The sequence below is a fragment of the Amycolatopsis sp. NPDC048633 genome (assembly GCF_040650695.1).
Lineage (GTDB): Bacteria > Actinomycetota > Actinomycetes > Mycobacteriales > Pseudonocardiaceae > Amycolatopsis.
Genome location: NZ_JBEZHS010000068.1, coordinates 1 through 16,502, shown reverse-complemented (window position 1 = coordinate 16,502; position 16,502 = coordinate 1). Strand labels below are relative to the sequence as shown.

The window sequence follows — 16,502 nt, the reverse complement described above, 5'->3', positions numbered from 1 at the left end:
ACTGCTCCGGATATTTCGACCTGCGCGACATCAGGACATCCTCCCTCCAGACCAGTGTCTGGAATCAAGGTGTCCGGTCCCAGGGGGTAACTCCAGCGGAACCGGCCGCGGAAGCTCGTGTCGACCCCTTGATCACGCGTGTCGACCTTTCAATCACGCGTGTCGGCTCTTCCTTCACGGGGTGGTGACCTGGGTGAAGGTGACCGGGATCTTCGGGGGGCCGCTGCCGTCGCCGATGCCGGGGCGGGACGGGTCGATGCCGCCGCGGGCGACGTTGTCCAGGACGCCGAGGCCCGCGTCGTCGATGGTGCCGAACACCGTGTACTCCGGGGAGATCCGGACGTCGCCGAAGACGAGGAAGAACTGGGAGCCGCCCGAGTCGGGCTCGGCCGTCTTCGCCATGGCGAGGACGCCGCGGCCGTAGGTCAGCTCGGGGAACACCTCGTCGCGGATCGTGTAGCCGGGGCCGCCGGTGCCGTCGCCCACCGGGTCGCCGCACTGGAGCATCTGCAGCCCGTCGGTCACGGACAGCCGGTGGCACGACGTGCCGTCGTAGAAGCCCTGCTTCACCAGGCTGAGGAAGTTGACCACGGTGCAGGGGGCGAGCGCGCGGTCGAGCGTGAGGCCGATGTCGCCGGCGCTCGTCGCGAGGGACACCGGGACCGTCCCTGAGGACGACGCCGGGCTGTCGGCCGGCGGGAGGACCTTCTTCGGCGCCGGCGAGGTGGGGTCCGGGGTGAAGGCGCACGTCACCGGATCGGCCAGCGGCTTCGTCCGCTTCGGCATCGCCGACCGGCCGCCGCCGGGCAGCGCCGCCGGGACGCTGGAGGTCGTCGGCGTCGGGGTCGGGGACGTCGTCGACGCGGCCGGCGCGGTGCCGATGGCGCCCTTGGCGTCCGGCTCGCGCAGGAAGCCGGGGTAGCCCCAGGCCAGGAAAGCCAGCGCCATCAGGATGACGACGATGACCGAGCCGACGATCAGCACGACGGCGGCGGGTGAAGTCTTCTTCGGCGGTACCGGCGGCTGCCACTGCGGGTACTGGGAGAACTGCTGGTAGGGCTGCTGCGGGCCCGCGGGATACCCCGGGCCGGGCGGCGGCGGTGGTGGTGGCCCGTTCGGACGTTCCCCGTCCGGCCGCTGCCCCGGTGCCCCCGGCTCGCTCATCCCGGCTCCCCTCGTCAGCCGCCCATTGTGCCGCGAAGACCTCCTCCCCGGGTGGGAATCCGGGAAGGAGGTGCGGATCACGGCCGGCGACGAGGGTTCGGCAGGCCCGACCAGGTCCGCGCGCCGGCCGGCCGAGCGCAGAGGGCAGGCCCGATCACCCCCTCACGGCAAACCCCACGGCGCGCTCGGCCCGGACGGCGCCACCGGCCGCACTCCGAAGTCCGGCCGATCCCCCTTCCGGTACACGAAGGCGTCCTCACCGCGCCCCAGCTCGGCCTGGACGTCACCGTTGCCCAGCCGCCGCCACTGCCGCGACCGGCCCCGCGCGTCCGTCACCACGAGCTCTCCCTCGATGCCCGGCCGCAGGACGCAGGGCGCCCCCGCCTCGCTGTGCACCTTCAGCCAGCGTGTCTTCCCGCCCGCCCGGGACGCGCTGAGCAGGAACGCGCCTTCGGTCCGGAAGTCCCGCAGCGCGATGTCGCCCCAGGCCGCGGGCACCGCCGGGAACAACCGGACCACGCCGCCCCAGCTCTGCACCAGCATGTCCTGCATCGACTTCGCCGCCGACAACGGCGTCTCGATGACCGGCCCCGATTCCTTGTACATCGTGTTCGGCTGGATGAACCGCTGCTGCAGCTCGCCGAGGTAGAACGCCGCCTGCTCGCCGCGCAGCATCTGCGCCGAGATCGACGCCGCCCCGGTGAACGTGTAGCCCTGCAGCGCACCCTCGAAGCCGACCCAGTGGTTCAGCGACGTCTCGATGATCTGCCGGTGTTCCGGCTGCTCCCACGTGACGTCGTACAGCGGGTAGATCTGCAGCATGTGCGAGTAGTGCCGGTGCGACTTCGCGAACGGCACGCCCGCGCCGATCATGTACCCGTTCACATCGGCCGGGTAGTCCACCAGCGTCGCCAGGACGTTGCGCCACTTCAGCGCCAGCGGGTCGCCGGGCGCAGTCTGTAGCAGCGTGCGACAGCCCCAGCGGATCAGCGAGAGGTCGTAGTTGCAGTCCGGGGCGTCGACGCCGTACTCGGGCGAGAACGTCGGCGGCAGGTGCAGCTTGCCGTCCGGGCCCGGTGCGAGGAAGTGCAGGTAGTAGTTGATCGCCTTGCGCAGCAACGGGAACAGCGTCTCCCGGAGCAGCGCGAGGTCCATTGTATGACGGTAGGACAGCCACACGTTGTGCAGCGCCCAGGTCAGGTTGCCGACCTCCGGAGTGGGCGGGTCCTGCCCGGGGACACCGACGGGAAAACCGCTCGTGGCGTCGGAGACGCCGTTGAGCAGGGTCATGTCGGTCGTGCGCGGGATGCCGGCGGAATCGGCTTGGTACGGCGACGCGACCTGACTGGTCAGGTTGCCGCGGTACTTGTCCAGGGCGTAGCTGACGGCGTCCAGCTCCAGGTGGTTCGAGCCGTGGATGAGCCAGTATTCGAGCTGGACGTTGAGGTTCCACCACGTCGCCGGCCACGGCGTGTTCTCCAGCCACGGCCCGGACGTCGCCATCACCGGCGCCTCCCGCCGGGCCGCCGACGCGATCTTGTACAGCTGGATCCAGTAGAAGCTCTGCATCCGGGTGTCCGGAATGGACAGAAAACTGTGCCGGTAGTAGTCGTGCCACCAGCGCCGGTGGTCCTGGGTGAGCGCGGCGAAAGCGGGAGCTCGACGCACCGTGCCCAGCGCCCGCGCCACCGACGTCTTCGCCGGGTGCGACCACGCCACCGACGTGTACAGCGTGCGCGTGCCGCCGCGGGTGACCTCCCGCCAGGCCGTCACGTGCTCGCCGCCGGCCAGCAGCGGCTGGACGGCCAGCCGCGCGTCACCGCTGCCGGACAGCTGCACCGGCGGGTTCGCGGTGTAGCCGGCGGGCGGCGGCTTGTTCCACACCGGGTCGGCGCGCGGGCTGACCGCCACCGCCGGGTGGAACACCCACTTGAACGCCCGTTCCCCTTCGGACGGCCGGATCTCGACGGCCAGCAGCGACTGTCCGGTGTGGACGATTGCGCGCAGGCTCAGGTTGCCGGCCGCCGTCGTGATCGTGCCGGTCAGCTCGGCGTTCCACAGGTCCATCCGCCAGTCGACCGCGGTGATCGCGCCGACCGGTTCGAGGGTGAAGTACCCGATCGGCAGCCGCGCGAGACCGAACAGCGAGCCGAACTCCGGGCGGTGGTCCTGGACCTGGCTGTGCTGGACGTTGACGCGGATCGCGTTCCGCCCGGGCTCGGCGTAGATGCCCGAGCCGAGGAAACCGTTGCCCAGGAACGGTCCCTCGTACCAGGTCTTCGGCATGCGCCGCCAGTGCAGGTCCGCGGTGCCGAGGAACCCGGGCCAGCCGAAGTCGTCGCTGCCGGGGGTGTCGGCGAAGGCGGGCGTGAGGCCCGCCGCACCGGCGGCGATTCCGGCGAGCGCCCCGCCGAGCACGGTCCTTCGCGTGATGTCCATTCCGACCTCCTTGTCGAAAGCGGATTCAGCTCGGCAGGCCCCAAGCCGGTGCCGGGCCGAGGGCGGGGACGTCCCGGGGCGCGAGGTCCGGGCGCCCGCCGTGCGGGGTGACGACGGCGGTGCCGCCGCGCCGCAGCCCGATCGCGATCCGCCCGGGCCCGGCCGGGCGCCACGGCAGCCGCCGGCCGTGCTCGTCGCGGACGTCGACGTCCCCGGCGACGCCGTGCTGCAGGACCAGCGGCTCGCCGGCTTCGCTGTGGACGCGCACGAACTCCGTCTTCCCGTCGCGGCGCGAGGCGTCCACGAGGAACGCGCCCTCCGCGCGCAGGCCCGCGATCGAGGCGTCGCGCCAGGTCGCCGACACCGACGGGAAGACCTTGAGCACCCCGCCGGATCCCTGCATGAGCATGTCCACAACGGACTGGGCGGCGGTGATCGGGCTTTCGATCGCGAAGTTGGAGCCCTCGCGGTACATCGTGTTCGCGGTCAGCTCGGTGTCGGCCACGACGTTCCGGTCGAGGAAGAACTTCAGGTAGCGCAACGCTTCCTCGGGCGTGTCCATCACCGAGCTCATCGACGACGCGGCCGCGTAGCTGTACCCGTGCCACGCCGTCTGGTCGGCGACCCAGTGCTGGAACGTCCGTGTCATGAGGTCGCGGTCGCCCGCCCGGTCCCAGACCTTCTCCCGCAGCGGGTACAGCCACAGCAGGTGCGAGAAGTGCCGGTGCGACGCGGCCAGCGGCACGCCGTCGCCGATCAGCACCCCGTCGGCGGCGGTCTCGTGGTAGGGCACCAGTTTCGCGCCGATCTCCCGCCAGATCGGGACGCGCGGCTCGTCGAGACGCAGGATCCGCGCGGTGTCGGCGAGCGTACGGGCCGCCCAGCGGATCAGCGACAGGTCGTAGGTGCAGTCGGCCGCGTCGGCGTACTCCGGCGACCGGGTCAGCGGCAGGTGCAGGAACCCGTCCGGGCCGGTGAAGAGGAAGTGACGGTAGAAGTTCAGCGCCTTCGCCAGGGTCGGGTACAGGACATCGCGCAGCACACGCCGATCCAGGTGGTGGCGGTAGGCCAGCCAGACGTTGTGCAGGCCCCACAACAGGTTTCCCGTCTGGTCCGTCTTGGACGTCGTCCCGGGGACGCCGACCGACCGGGTGCCGCCGGGCCGCAGCCGCCAGTCGCCCGGGTGCGAGAGCGCGTAGGTGTCGCCGTCGCGGTAGGCGGGAGGCACGGACATCTCGAGGTTGGTGTGGTCGCGCCGGAAGGTCACGGTGACGGCGTCGAGCTCGGGTTGGTTGCTGCTGTTGACGATCGGGTAGGTGACCTGGACGTTGAGGTTCCACCAGACCGCGGTCCAGCTGTTGCCGACCTCGGGAAACCACGGTCCCCACTCGGCCACGACCGGCCCGCCCGCCCGCGTGGCGGCCGCGATCTTGTAGAGCTGGATCCAGTAGAACCGCTGGACCTGCTTGTCCGGCACCGAAACAAAGCTGCGCGCGTGGTAGTCGTTCCACCAGCTGCGGTGGCGGGCGAGCAGGGCGTCCGGGTTCGCGGCAAGCGCTTTCCGAACAGCCGATAAAGCGTCCGCCGTGTGTGTCGTACCCGGGAAGCTGTAGGCGACGGTCGCGGCTAGCAGCCGTCGCGCACCGATCCGACGTTCACGCCACGCCGTCGTATAGCCCCCACCGGCGAGCATCGGCTGCGCGCAGTACCCGTCGCCGAGCTCGGGCACGGGGTTCGCGACGTACTCGGGCGGCTTGCGGACGGTCCGGGTGGTCGCCGACTCCAGCGGCTGGAACGCCCACGCCGCGCCGGCCTCCCCCGCGCTCGGCGTCAGCGAGACGAGCAGCACGCCCAGGTCGTTGTGCACCACGGCGGAGAACGCGACCGAGCCCTGGGTCGTGGTGATCGTGCCGCCGAGCTCGGCGTTGTAGAGGTCGAGCGTCCAGTCGACGGCGGTGATCGCGCCGGCCAGGGTGAGCGTGAGGAAGCCGATCGGCAGCCGGGACAGCCCGATCCCGGCCTCCCACCGGACGCGCTGGTCCTGCACCTGGGTGTGGCTCAGCATCACCTTGAGCACCTGCGGCGTCTTCCCGGCGTAGACCTGCGCGCCGAGGTAGCCGTTGGCCAGGAACGGGCCCTCCCGCCAGTTCTTCGGCAGCCGCTTCCAGATCATGCGCGCGTCGGCGGCGACGTCCCGGTGCGGCTTTCCGGCGGCGAGCGCGGGAGGCGCGGCTCGGGCCCAGAGCCCGCCGAACGCGGCGGCACCCGCGACGACCGAGGCGGAGCGGAGGACGGTACGCCGCGACACTGCGTCCATGAAGCGTCCTTTCGCATTCATACTACGTTTCAGGAGGTCCACAGGCGGCGTCCGGCCATGTTTGCAGACAGAGCCTCAGAAAGCCAGGGTCGTTCACCCAGAAAGCCGCAGAGACATCCGATGTATCTGCGGCGCGGCGAAAGTCAGGCGTCCTGGCAGAGCTGGGACGCCAGGGTGTCGGCCGCCCAGCTCTCCCACCGCTCCGGCGACCAGCCGCGGTCGCGGACGAACACCTGGTAGAGCTCCGGGCTGAGCACGCCGAACAGCAGGTCGGCGGCGTGCTCGGCACTCACCCCGGCGCGTGCGCGCGGTTTGGCGATCAGGGACCGGGCGGCTTCGAGGTGGACGGCGAACCGCGGGTCGGCATCGTCGTCCCACTGCCCGGCGAGCGCCGGGTCGGTCGAGGCGGCCGCGCGCAGCATCTCGACGATCGGGGCGACGCGTTCGAGGATCCCGCGCGTGCCGCGGACGTGCAGCCGCAGGTGCGCGTCGGCCGTCGGGGCCGCGAGGGCCTCCCGGAACCACGGCCGGTCCATCGTGGCGACCGGTTCGAGATCCCCCGCGATCGCGACGTCGACCAGTTCCTTGAGCAGCACGCGCTTGTTGCCGAAGGTGAAGTAGATCGTCTGCACGGCGACGCCGGCCAGGTCGGCGATCTCCTTGAGGGTCGTCGCGCCGTAGCCGTTGCGCAGGAACAGCTCGCGGGCCGCTTCCAGCATCCGCCGGCGCGTCCGGGGAGCGTCGCGGACCCGCTTCTTGCGCTCAGCCATTACTGGAGTGTACATCTAGAGTGTCGCTCTAGTAAGCACGGGAGGTCCGCATGCCAGCCATCGCCAACGCCCGGCAAGCCGAAGCCTGGAACGGCTGGGAGGGCGTGCATTGGGCGCAGAACCGCGCGCGGTACAACGCGATCGTCGGGGCCTTCAACGACGACCTCTTCCGCGCCGCCGCGATCGCCCCGGACGACCGGGTCCTCGACGTCGGCTGCGGGACGGGCCACGTCACGCTGCTGGCAGCACGGCAGGCCGGCCGGGGGAACGTCGTCGGCGTCGACCTCTCGGCCCCGATGCTGGAGCGCGCCCGCGCCGACGCGGCGGCCCAAGGCATCGCCAACGTGCGGTTCGAGCAGGGCGACGCCCAGGTCCACCACTTCCCGGACGCCGGCTTCGACGTCGCGCTCAGCCGGGGCGGGGTGATGTTCTTCGAGGACGCGGTCGCCGCGTTCGCCAACGTCCTGCGCGGGCTGCGGCCCGGCGGGCGGCTGGCGTTCATCGGCCCGCAGGGCGGCGGGCCCGACAGTGACTACGCCCGCGCCACCAGCGCGCTCAAGCCCCTGCTGCGCGCACCGTCGCCTGCCTCGCGCGGCATGGGCTCACTGGTCGACCCGGCCCGCATCCGCGAAGTGCTCGACGCGGCCGGGTTCACCGGCATCCGGATCGAGCCGGTCACCGCGCCGATGGACTACGGCCGTGACGCCGCCGACGCGGCCGAGTTCATCCTCGGCCAGGGGCCGGTCCGCAGCAACCTGGCCGGACTCGACCCGGGCGTCGTGGAGCGGACGCGCGAACAGCTGCGGGATGGGCTCGAAGCGTTCGAGACGCCGGAAGGTGTCCGCATTTCGGGCGCGGTCTGGCTGGTCGAAGCCACCCGTCCCTGAGCGGCAGGCCCGGACGTCATGAACGACCCTTTCACCTCGCCAGACGACATGAAAGGGTCTTTCATGACACCACAAACGCGGGATACGCGGGATCAGGCGCCCGGCAGCGGGGGCAACGCCGGCGTCTCCAGCCAGCGCGTGAAGAACGGGCTCAGCGACCGGGCCGCATACGCTTCCGCCATGGCCACGAACCCCTCCGTCGTGACCAGACCGTGCCGGTGTTCGCCCGTCCACGCCTTCAGCAGCGCGAAGAACGCCGGGTCGCCGATCTCCGCGCGCAGGGCGTGGAGCGTCAGCGCCCCCCGCTTGTAGACGCGCTCGTCGAACATGCGGGCCACACCGGGGTCGGCGATCCGGACGTCGGCCGGCTTGGCCTTGATCCGCGTGTGCCAGCCGCGGGCCAGCGCCTGCGCGGACTGCCCGCCCGACTCCTCCGACCACAGCCACTCGGCGTAGGTCGCGAAGCCCTCGTTGAGCCAGATGTGGCGCCAGTCGGCCACCGTCAGGCTGTTGCCGAACCACTGGTGGGCCAGCTCGTGCACCACGAGCCGCTCGTGGGTGCGGCGGCCGTCGACGTGGTTGGCGCCGAAGATCGCCATGCCCTGTGCCTCGATCGGGTCGTCGAGCTCGTCGTCGGTGACGACGATGACGTACTCGCCGAACGGGTACGGGCCGAACAGCCGCTGCAGCATCTCCAGCATCCGGCCCTGCCGCCCGAAGTCGCGCTCGAAGAGGCGGCGCAGCCGCGGGGGTACCGCGGCCCGCTGCGGGACCGATTCGAGGACCGACTCGACGCGGCCGTGGCCGAAGCCGAGCATCAGCCGGCGAGCGCTCACCCCCGTGTGCGGGGCCCAGCCGCGGCCGGTCAGCTCGAGCTCGTCGTAGCGGCCGACCTGCACGCTCATCAGGTACGTCGCCGTCGGCTCGGGACGTTCGTACACCCAGCGCGTGGTGCTCGCCGCGGTGTAGCGGTCCACCAGGTTGCCGGTGACCGCGACCAGGTACGGCGACGCCGTCGTCACGGTCACGCGGTAGGCCGCCTTGTCCGCGGGATGGTCGTTGCACGGGAACCACGACGGCGCACCGACCGGCTGGCTCGCCACGAGCGCGCCGTCGGTCAGCTCGTCCCAGCCGACGTCGCCCCAGCGGCTCCGCACCGGGCGCGGGTTGCCGACGTAGTGCACCTCGACGAGGAACGCGGCGCCCGCCGCGATCGGCTTCGCCGGCCGCACATGCAGCTTCGCGCCGCGCTTCAGGTACTTCGCGGGCTTCCCGTCGACCAGCACGCGGTTGATCCGGAACTCGCCGAAGTCCAGGCTGACACGGGAAAGTGCCTGCGTCGCCTCCGCGGTGATCGCCGCCGAGGCCGAGAGCCGGTTCGGCGCGACCTTGTAGTCGAGGTTCAGGTCGTAGTGCCGGACCCGGTAGCCGCCGTTGCCGTGGGCGGGGAGGTAGGGATCACCGGAGGTGTCCGCGCCGGGTGCCGGAGCGGGAGCCTTCGAAGTCACCCGTGTCGAACCTTTCCTAGTGCGTACTCGAACCAGGCTCGCACGGACGGGTGAGTCCGGCGAGCCGGGCGCGTACTTCGTGACCTTCTACTTACCCGTCCACGCGGAGATCGGGTTGCCGAGCCAGCGGGTGTCGGCCGGCACCTCGTCGCCGCGGGTCACCAGCGAACCCGGGCCGACCGTGGTGCGCGCGCCGATGCCGGCGCCCGGCAGCACGATGCCGTGCGGGCCGAGCGTCGCGCCCTCGCCGAGCGCCACCCGCGACATGCTCATGATCCGGTCGTGGAACAAGTGCGTCTGCACGACGCAGCCGCGGTTGATCGTCGCGCCGTCGCCGAGCTCGACGAGGTCGGCCTCCGGCAGCCAGTACGTCTCCAGCCACACGCCGCGGCCGATCTTGACGCCCATGGTGCGCAGCCAGGCACTCAGCAGCGGGGTGCCGCCGATCGAGCCGATCAGCCACGGCACCGCGAGCGCCTCGACGAAGGTGTCGGCGAGCTCGTTGCGCCAGACGAAGGAGCTCCACAGCGGGTGGTCGACCTCGCGGAACTTCCCGACCAGCAGCCACTTCATGACGGTCGCGGTCAGCGCCGCGACGATCCCGGCGGCCAGCAGGGCGGGCCCGGCCAGCAGCGCGGCGACACCGAAGCCGAACGCCGTCGCGGCCCACAGCAGCCCGAAGGCGACCGAGACGGTCAGCGCGACCCCGCACATGACCGGGATGATCCGGCACAGCTCGACCAGCGCCCGCGCCGCCTTGAGGTGCAGGGCCGGGGTGTAGGTGCGGCTCGTGTCGGCGTCGCCGATCGCGCGGCGCACCGGCAGCGGCGGCATGCCGAGGTACGACGAGCCCTTCTTCGCTCGCAGCGGCGTCGAGGACAAAACACCCACGAGTCCGCGCTTCGGCACCGAACGGCCGGGCGCGGTCATCCCCGAGTTGCCGAGGAAGGCCTGCTTGCCGATCCGCGCCGGGGCGACGTGCAGCCAGCCGTGGCCGAGCTCGTAGGTGGCGACCATGGTGTCATCGGCCAGGAACGCGCCGCTGTCGACCTTGGTCATCTTCGGCAGCGCGAGCACGGTGGACGCCTCGACGTTGCGGCCGACCTTCGCGCCGAGCAGCCGCAGCCACACCGGCGTGAACAGGCTGGCGTACAACGGGAACAGGCCTTCGCGGGCCATGCTCATCAGCCGTTCGGTGGCCCAGACCTGCCACGCGACGCGGCCGTGCACCGGGTGGTAGCCCTCGACCATGCCGATGCTCAGCGCCCGGACCCCGGCCAGCACGAACAGCATGTAGGTCAGGAAGTACGCGGCGGTCGCGACCGGCACGAAGATCAGCGCCTGGGTGAACCCGGCCAGCAGGGTCGGCGCGCCGGTGATCGCATATCCGAGTACGGCGACGCCCGCCAGCGCGGCGATGCCCGGGAGGAAGCCGAGGAGCAGCGAGGTCACGCCGTAGACCGTGGCCCAGAAGTGCGAACGCGGCGGGCGGCTCGACGGCCACTTCAGCGCGTCCTTCGCGTCCTTGCCGTCCTTGCCGACGGGCGCTGCGGGCGAACCGGCCCAGTGCTGGCCGGCCTTCACCGCGCCGCGGACGGTCGACCCGGCCGCGATCTCCGCGCCCTTGCCGATGCGGACGCCCGGGAAGAGTGTGCTGCGCGCGCCGATCCGGGCTTCCGCGCCGACGCGGACCTTGCCGATGTGCACGCGGTCGCCGTCGACCCAATGGCCGGTGAGGTCGACCTCGGGCTCGATCGCCGCGCCGCGGCCCAGCTTGAGGAAGCCGGTGACCGGCGGGGGCGAGTGCAGGTCGACGTCCTTGCCGATCCGCGCGCCGAGCGCCTTGGCGTAGGTCGTCATCCAGGAGGCGCCGGCGACGCTGTCCGCGCCGCTGAACTCCGCGAGCTTCTCGGCCGTCCACAGTCGCAAGTGGACACTCCCGCCGCGCGGGTAGGTGCCGGGGCGCACCCCGGACAGCAGCACGCGCGCACCACCCGCGGCGATCGCGATCCGGCCGGCGGGACTGAACAGCGCGACCCAGGCCAGGGCGACCCACGCCCAGTTCAGCGTCGGCGCCCAGCCGAACCCGAGCAGGGACAGCACGTTCGACAGCGCCGCGGCGAGCGTCGCCCAGCGCAGCCCGACGAGGCCCATCAGCGGAACCATCAGGAGCGTCTGGATGACGCCGGCGCGCCGCGGGGTCGGCGCGATGTCACGGCGCTCGGTGGCCTGGCCGGACAACGCGTCCAGCATCGCGGCCAGCGCGCCCAGCTTCGGGAACTGGTAGATGTCGGCGACCGACACCTGCGGGTGCCGGGTACGGATGCGCGCGACGACCTGGGCGGCGGTCAGGCTGCCGCCGCCGTGGGTGAAGAAGTCGGCCTTCGGGTCGTCGACCGACACGCCGAGGATCTCGGCCCAGCCTTCGGCGAGCCACGTCTCGGTCGGCGAAAGCCCGGTGGCGTCCACTGTGGACAGCGGCCACGGGAGGGCGTTGCGGTCGACCTTGCCGGAGGTGCGGGTCGGCAGGTCTTCGACGACGGCGAGCAGCGGCACCAGCGCGGCGGGCAGGTGCTCGCGCAGCCGGGTCGCGGCTTGGTCGTGGTCGAAAGTCGCGCCGGGCGCGGGAACGACGTACCCGACGAGGACCTGGTTGCCCGCCTTGGTGCGGCGGATCGCGGCGGCCGCGCCCTGCACGCCCGGCAGGGACTGGAGCGCGGCGTCGACCTCGCCCAGCTCGATGCGGCGGCCGCCGAGCTTGACCTGCTCGTCGAGCCGGCCGAGGAACAGCAGGCCTTCGGCTTCGGCGCGGACCATGTCGCCCGAGCGGTAGGCGCGCTGCCAGCCCAGCGACGGCAGCGGCGCGAACTTCTCCGCGTCCTTCTCGGCGTCGAGGTAGCGGGCCAGACCCACCCCGCCGATGACGAGCTCACCGGTTTCGCCCATGGCGACCGGCTGCCCGTCGTCGTTGACCACGGCCAGCTGCCAGCCGGAGAGGGGCAGGCCGATGCGGACCGGGGCTTCGCCGGTCAGCTGCGCGGCGCAGGCGACGACGGTGGCCTCGGTCGGGCCGTAGGTGTTCCAGACTTCGCGGCCTTCGACGGCGACGCGCTCGGCCAGCTCCGGCGGGCACGCTTCGCCGCCGAAGATGAGCAGGCGGACGTCTTCGAGGGCGTCGGCGGGCCACAGCGCGGCCAGCGTCGGCACGGTGGAGACGACGGTGATCCGCTGCGCGACCAGCCACGGGCCGAGGTCGACGCCGGTGCGGACCAGCGCGCGCGGCGCCGGGACCAGGCAGGCGCCGTGGCGCCAGGCCAGCCACATCTCTTCGCAGGAGGCGTCGAAGGCGACGCTCAAGCCGGCCAAGACGCGGTCGCCCGGGCCGACCGGCTCCTCGGTGAGGAACAGCTCGGCTTCGGCGTCGACGAACGCGGCGGCACTCGCGTGGCTCACCGCGACGCCCTTGGGCTTGCCCGTGGAGCCGGAGGTGAAGATGATCCACGCGTCGTCGGCCGGGCCGGGGACGCCGGTGCGGCCGCCGGGCGTGCTGTGGACGTTGATCTTGCCGTCGGTGGCGACCGCCGCGACCTGGGCTTCTTCGAAGACCAGCTCGGCGCGCTCGTCCGGGTCGTCCGCGTCTACCGGCACGTAGGCGGCGCCGACGGACAGGGTGGCGAGGATCGCGACGTACAGTTCAGCCGTGCCGGAGGAGATCCGGATGCCGACGCGGTCACCGAGGCCGACGCCGTAACCGCGCAGACGGCGACCGTAGGTGTCGATCTCTTCGAGGAGCCGGCGGTAGGTCAGCGTGGTGGCGCCGTCGTCGATCGCGGCGGCGTTGGGGTGCCGCTCGGCGGTGGCGGTGAGGATGTCGAGCAGGGTGCGCTCGCTGGCGCCGAGGCCGGACCAGAAGAGGGCCCGGTCGGCGACCGGCGCCGTCGACGGCGCGTGCGTCACCTCGGCGACACAGGTCAGCGGCGCGGTGATTTCCGCGGCCGATTCGGCGGGTTCGATCGTGACGGTCATCGGGCCGTCACCTCGACCACGACGAAGACGTGCAGGGACGAACTATGGGCGCGCAAGCCCACCACTCACCTTCCGCGAGCCTCACCGGGCTTGCACTCCTGAATGAGGCGCCCGCAACGACCCTTCACCATACCCGCAGATGAAGGAAAGATATCTTCGAGATCACGACGGAGTGTCGGACCTCACCGCCACCGCCCTGACCAGCGTGATCCAGGTCGCATTCGAGAAGATCACGCCGGCCGGGACGGCAGGAAATCACCGGGACTTGGCGGGCCTGGCCGCTTTTCCGCCGGCCTTCGGGCGCGCCTTCTTTTCACGGATGCGCACATTCACCCGAACGGGGCTGCCTTCGAAGCCGAACTGCTCGCGGAACCTGCGCTCGATGAACCGGCGGTAGCCCGCCTCGAGGAAGCCGGTGGTGAACAGCACCAGCGTCGGCGGCCGGATGCCCGCCTGCGTCGCGAAGAGCACCTTCGGCTGCTTGCCGCTGCGGACCGGCGGCGGGGTGGCCGCGATCAGGTCGGACAGCCAGGCGTTGAGCTGGCCGGTCGGCACCCGCTTGTCCCACGACGCCAGCGCCGTCCGCAGCGCCGGGGCGATCTTGCGCACCGAGCGGCCGGTCAGCGCCGAGACGTTGACCTTCTCGGCCCACGGCACGCGGACCAGGCCGCGGTCCAGCTCGCGGACCATGGCGTGGCGGCGGTCCTCGTCGACCAGGTCCCACTTGTTGAACACCAGCACGCACGCGCGCCCGGCCTCGACGACCATGGTCAGCACCCGCAGGTCCTGCTCCGAGATGGGCTCGCCGGCGTCCAGCAGCACGACCGCGACCTCGGCCGCGTCGATCGCGGTCTTGGTGCGCAGCGAGGCGTAGTACTCGGCGCCCGCGGCGAAGTTGACGCGCTTGCGCAGGCCCGCCGTGTCGACGAACCGCCAGGTCTCGCCGTCCAGCTCGACCAGCGAGTCGACCGGGTCGACCGTGGTGCCGGCCACCGAGTCGACGACCGAGCGCTCCTCGCCCGACAGCTTGTTCAGCAGGCTCGACTTGCCGACGTTCGGCTTGCCGACCAGCGCGACGCGCCGCGGGCCCGACGTCGCGGCGAGGCCTTCGCGCGGCGCCTCGGGCAGCGTCTTGAGGATGGCGTCGAGCAGGTCGCCGGAGCTGCGGCCGTGCAACGCGCTGACCGGGTGCGGCTCGCCGAGGCCGAGCGACCACAGCGACGCGGTGTCCGCGAGCAGCCGGTCGTCGTCGACCTTGTTGGCCACCAGCAGCACCGGCTTCTTCGAGCGGCGCAGCACCTTGGAGGCGGCTTCGTCGGTGGCCGTGGCGCCGACCGAGGCGTCGATCACCAGCAGGATCGCGTCCGCGGTCTGCATGGCCAGCTCGGCCTGGGCGGCGACGGAGGCCTGCAGCCCGGTCGCGTCCGGTTCCCAGCCGCCGGTGTCGACCAGGGTGAACTTGCGCCCGCCCCAGTAGGCGTCGTAGGCGACGCGGTCGCGGGTGACCCCCGGCACGTCCTGGACCACGGCTTCGCGGCGGCCGATGATGCGGTTGACCAGCGTGGACTTGCCCACGTTCGGCCGGCCGACCACGGCGAGCACCGGCTGCGCGAGGGCAGCCTCCTCGGCCGCTTCCGCCGCCTCGATCTGTGCGTCGAGCCTGGCGAACTCGGTCTCGTCCGACCAAGTGCCGTCGACTTCGCCGACGCTGTCGATCTCTTCCATCAGAACCCAATTTCCCTTATGGCGTAACGAAACCGTTTTCGGTACGCCAATCGTCCAAAGTCTTCACGAGCGCCGCGAGCTCGCCGCGCAGCTCTTCGGTGCCCTGGTCGAGCCCGGTCTTCCCGAGGCCGACCTTCGGCGTGAACGGCTCCCCCACGAGGATGTCCACGCGTGGGCGCCAGCGCCGCTTGCCGTCCGCGGGCTTGCGCGTGCCCCGCGTCGCGACCGGGAGCACGGTCGCGCCGGAGGCCCGGACCAGCCAGGCCGCGCCGCGTTCGGCCGCACCGACGTCCCCGGCACCGCGGGTGCCTTCGGGAAAGATCCCGACGACTCCGCCGTCCTTCAGCACGCCGACCGCCGTCATCAGCGGCTTGCGGTCGATCGCGCCGCGCTTGAGCGGGATCTGCCCGATCGCCAGGAAGAACTTCCCGGCGAGCCCGGCGAACAGCTCGGCCTTGACCAGGAACGCCGAACGCCGCGGCAGCATTCCGAAGATCAGCTGCGGCTCGATGAACGAGCTGTGGTTGGCGATCACCAGCACCGGCCCGGTCGCGGGCATCCGCTCGCGCCCGTGCACGCGGATCCGGAAGACCGCACGCAGATGGTACCGGCCGAAGATCCGCCCGGCGTCGTGGAGCCAGCCGACGGAGCCCTCGGGCAGTCCGCGAGCCGCTTTCGGGGGGCCCAGGGGGGCCCGCCCCCCGGCTGGGGTCTGGGGCTCGGCCCCAGAAGACCCAGCGCTCATCGAGCTACCTCTGCGTTGCACCCCGCCAGCAGGCCGCGGTGGCTGGCCAGTTCGCTGAGGGCGACGATCACCTGGTCGATCGACAGTTCCGAGGTGTCGACGTGCACGGCGTCGTCGGCCGCGCGCAGCGGCGAGGCCGTGCGGGTGGAGTCGAGGTGGTCGCGGCGTTCGACGGACGCGAGCGCGTCGGCGACCGACGACTTCCGCCCGGCGGCGGAGTCCTGGGTGCTGCGGCGCGAGGCGCGGACGTCGGCGGACGCGGTGAGGTAGACCTTCAGCGGCGAGTCCGGCGCGACGACGGTGCCGATGTCCCGGCCCTCGACGACGATCCCGCCCCGGTGCTCGACGACGTCGTCGATGATCTGCCGCTGCCGGGCGACGAGCAGCTCACGCACGTGCGGCACGGCCGAGACGGGCGAAACGGCCTTGGTGACCTCGGGACCGCGGATGTCGGCGGCGACGTCCGCACCGGCCAGCCGGATCTCCAGCCGGTCCGGGCTGGTGCCGATGCCGAAGTCGGTCTTGTCGGCCAGCGCGGCGACCGCGACCGCGTCGGCCGGGTCGACGTCCGCGCGCAGCACGGCGAGAGTGACCATCCGGTACATGGCGCCGGTGTCGAGATAGCCGGCGCCGAGGCGCTGGGCGAGCTTGCGCGCGACGGTGGTCTTCCCGGTCCCCGACGGGCCGTCCAGCGCGACCACACCTCGTAGGGCTCCCGTCACCGGCACTCTCCTCGCGTTCTCGTCTCGTTCTCCGCCGGGGTCCATTCTGCCGGTCGGGCCCCGGAGGAGATCAGTCGGCCCGCGCGCGGGCCGCCCCGCCCGGCACGCGAGCCGACGGGCCGGGTACGCGAGCCGGCCGGCCGGGGCCGCGGGGCGGCCGGGGTCGGTAGGGCACCCGGATGTAATACAGTCACCCCAA

10 protein-coding genes are annotated in these 16,502 nt (G+C 72.0%); 1 reads left to right on the top strand and 9 read right to left on the bottom strand.

What is annotated here, in order from left to right:
• Window positions 1–174: 174 nt before the first annotated feature.
• The 4 genes from AB0C38_RS48520 to AB0C38_RS48505 form a co-directional block, all read right to left on the bottom strand.
• Complete coding sequence (locus AB0C38_RS48520) at window positions 175–1,164, bottom strand: peptidylprolyl isomerase (protein ID WP_360688196.1); 990 nt, start codon at window positions 1,162–1,164, stop codon at window positions 175–177.
• Window positions 1,165–1,326: 162 nt separating this feature from the next.
• The gene (locus AB0C38_RS48515) at window positions 1,327–3,603 is read right to left on the bottom strand and encodes a Tat pathway signal sequence domain protein (protein ID WP_360688193.1); all 2,277 of its coding nucleotides are present in this window, start codon (window positions 3,601–3,603) and stop codon (window positions 1,327–1,329) included.
• A 25-nt stretch (window positions 3,604–3,628) separates the two neighbouring features.
• Window positions 3,629–5,920: a glycoside hydrolase family 95-like protein gene (locus AB0C38_RS48510; protein ID WP_360688190.1), complete on the bottom strand. Its 2,292-nt coding sequence runs from the start codon at window positions 5,918–5,920 to the stop codon at window positions 3,629–3,631.
• A 143-nt stretch (window positions 5,921–6,063) separates the two neighbouring features.
• Window positions 6,064–6,690: a helix-turn-helix domain-containing protein gene (locus AB0C38_RS48505; RefSeq protein WP_360688187.1), complete on the bottom strand. Its 627-nt coding sequence runs from the start codon at window positions 6,688–6,690 to the stop codon at window positions 6,064–6,066.
• 50 nt (window positions 6,691–6,740) lie between these two features.
• Between AB0C38_RS48505 and AB0C38_RS48500 the strand changes: the two genes are divergently transcribed.
• On the top strand, window positions 6,741–7,577 hold the full coding sequence (locus AB0C38_RS48500) for a class I SAM-dependent methyltransferase (RefSeq protein ID WP_360688184.1): 837 nt from the start codon (window positions 6,741–6,743) through the stop codon (window positions 7,575–7,577).
• A 92-nt stretch (window positions 7,578–7,669) separates the two neighbouring features.
• Here the strand turns inward: AB0C38_RS48500 and AB0C38_RS48495 are convergent, their stop codons facing one another.
• The 5 genes from AB0C38_RS48495 to cmk all read right to left on the bottom strand — a co-directional run bounded on the left by AB0C38_RS48495 (window position 7,670) and on the right by cmk (window position 16,282).
• Window positions 7,670–9,085 (bottom strand): M1 family metallopeptidase, encoded by a 1,416-nt coding sequence (locus AB0C38_RS48495; RefSeq protein ID WP_360688181.1) that lies wholly within the window; start codon window positions 9,083–9,085, stop codon window positions 7,670–7,672.
• An 87-nt stretch (window positions 9,086–9,172) separates the two neighbouring features.
• Window positions 9,173–13,111 (bottom strand): Pls/PosA family non-ribosomal peptide synthetase, encoded by a 3,939-nt coding sequence (locus AB0C38_RS48490; RefSeq protein WP_360688178.1) that lies wholly within the window; start codon window positions 13,109–13,111, stop codon window positions 9,173–9,175.
• Window positions 13,112–13,366: 255 nt separating this feature from the next.
• Window positions 13,367–14,836, bottom strand: a complete 1,470-nt coding sequence (gene der / locus AB0C38_RS48485; protein WP_360688175.1) for a ribosome biogenesis GTPase Der — start codon at window positions 14,834–14,836, stop codon at window positions 13,367–13,369.
• Between the two features lie 16 nt (window positions 14,837–14,852).
• Window positions 14,853–15,455, bottom strand: coding sequence for a lysophospholipid acyltransferase family protein (locus tag AB0C38_RS48480; RefSeq protein ID WP_360688201.1), 603 nt, complete (start codon window positions 15,453–15,455; stop codon window positions 14,853–14,855).
• Between the two features lie 122 nt (window positions 15,456–15,577).
• Window positions 15,578–16,282, bottom strand: a complete 705-nt coding sequence (gene cmk / locus AB0C38_RS48475; RefSeq protein WP_360688198.1) for a (d)CMP kinase — start codon at window positions 16,280–16,282, stop codon at window positions 15,578–15,580.
• Window positions 16,283–16,502 lie beyond the last annotated feature (220 nt).

What these genes read in the sequence shown, in the direction of transcription:
- AB0C38_RS48505 (WP_360688187.1), bottom strand. Translation starts at nt 6,690, where the DNA reads ATGGCTGAGCGCAAGAAGCGGGTCCGCGACGCTCCCCGGACGCGCCGG.
- AB0C38_RS48490 (WP_360688178.1), bottom strand. Translation starts at nt 13,111, where the DNA reads ATGACCGTCACGATCGAACCCGCCGAATCGGCCGCGGAAATCACCGCG.
- AB0C38_RS48500 (WP_360688184.1), top strand. Translation starts at nt 6,741, where the DNA reads ATGCCAGCCATCGCCAACGCCCGGCAAGCCGAAGCCTGGAACGGCTGG.
- AB0C38_RS48510 (WP_360688190.1), bottom strand. Translation starts at nt 5,920, where the DNA reads ATGGACGCAGTGTCGCGGCGTACCGTCCTCCGCTCCGCCTCGGTCGTC.
- der (WP_360688175.1), bottom strand. Translation starts at nt 14,836, where the DNA reads ATGGAAGAGATCGACAGCGTCGGCGAAGTCGACGGCACTTGGTCGGAC.
- AB0C38_RS48520 (WP_360688196.1), bottom strand. Translation starts at nt 1,164, where the DNA reads ATGAGCGAGCCGGGGGCACCGGGGCAGCGGCCGGACGGGGAACGTCCG.
- AB0C38_RS48515 (WP_360688193.1), bottom strand. Translation starts at nt 3,603, where the DNA reads ATGGACATCACGCGAAGGACCGTGCTCGGCGGGGCGCTCGCCGGAATC.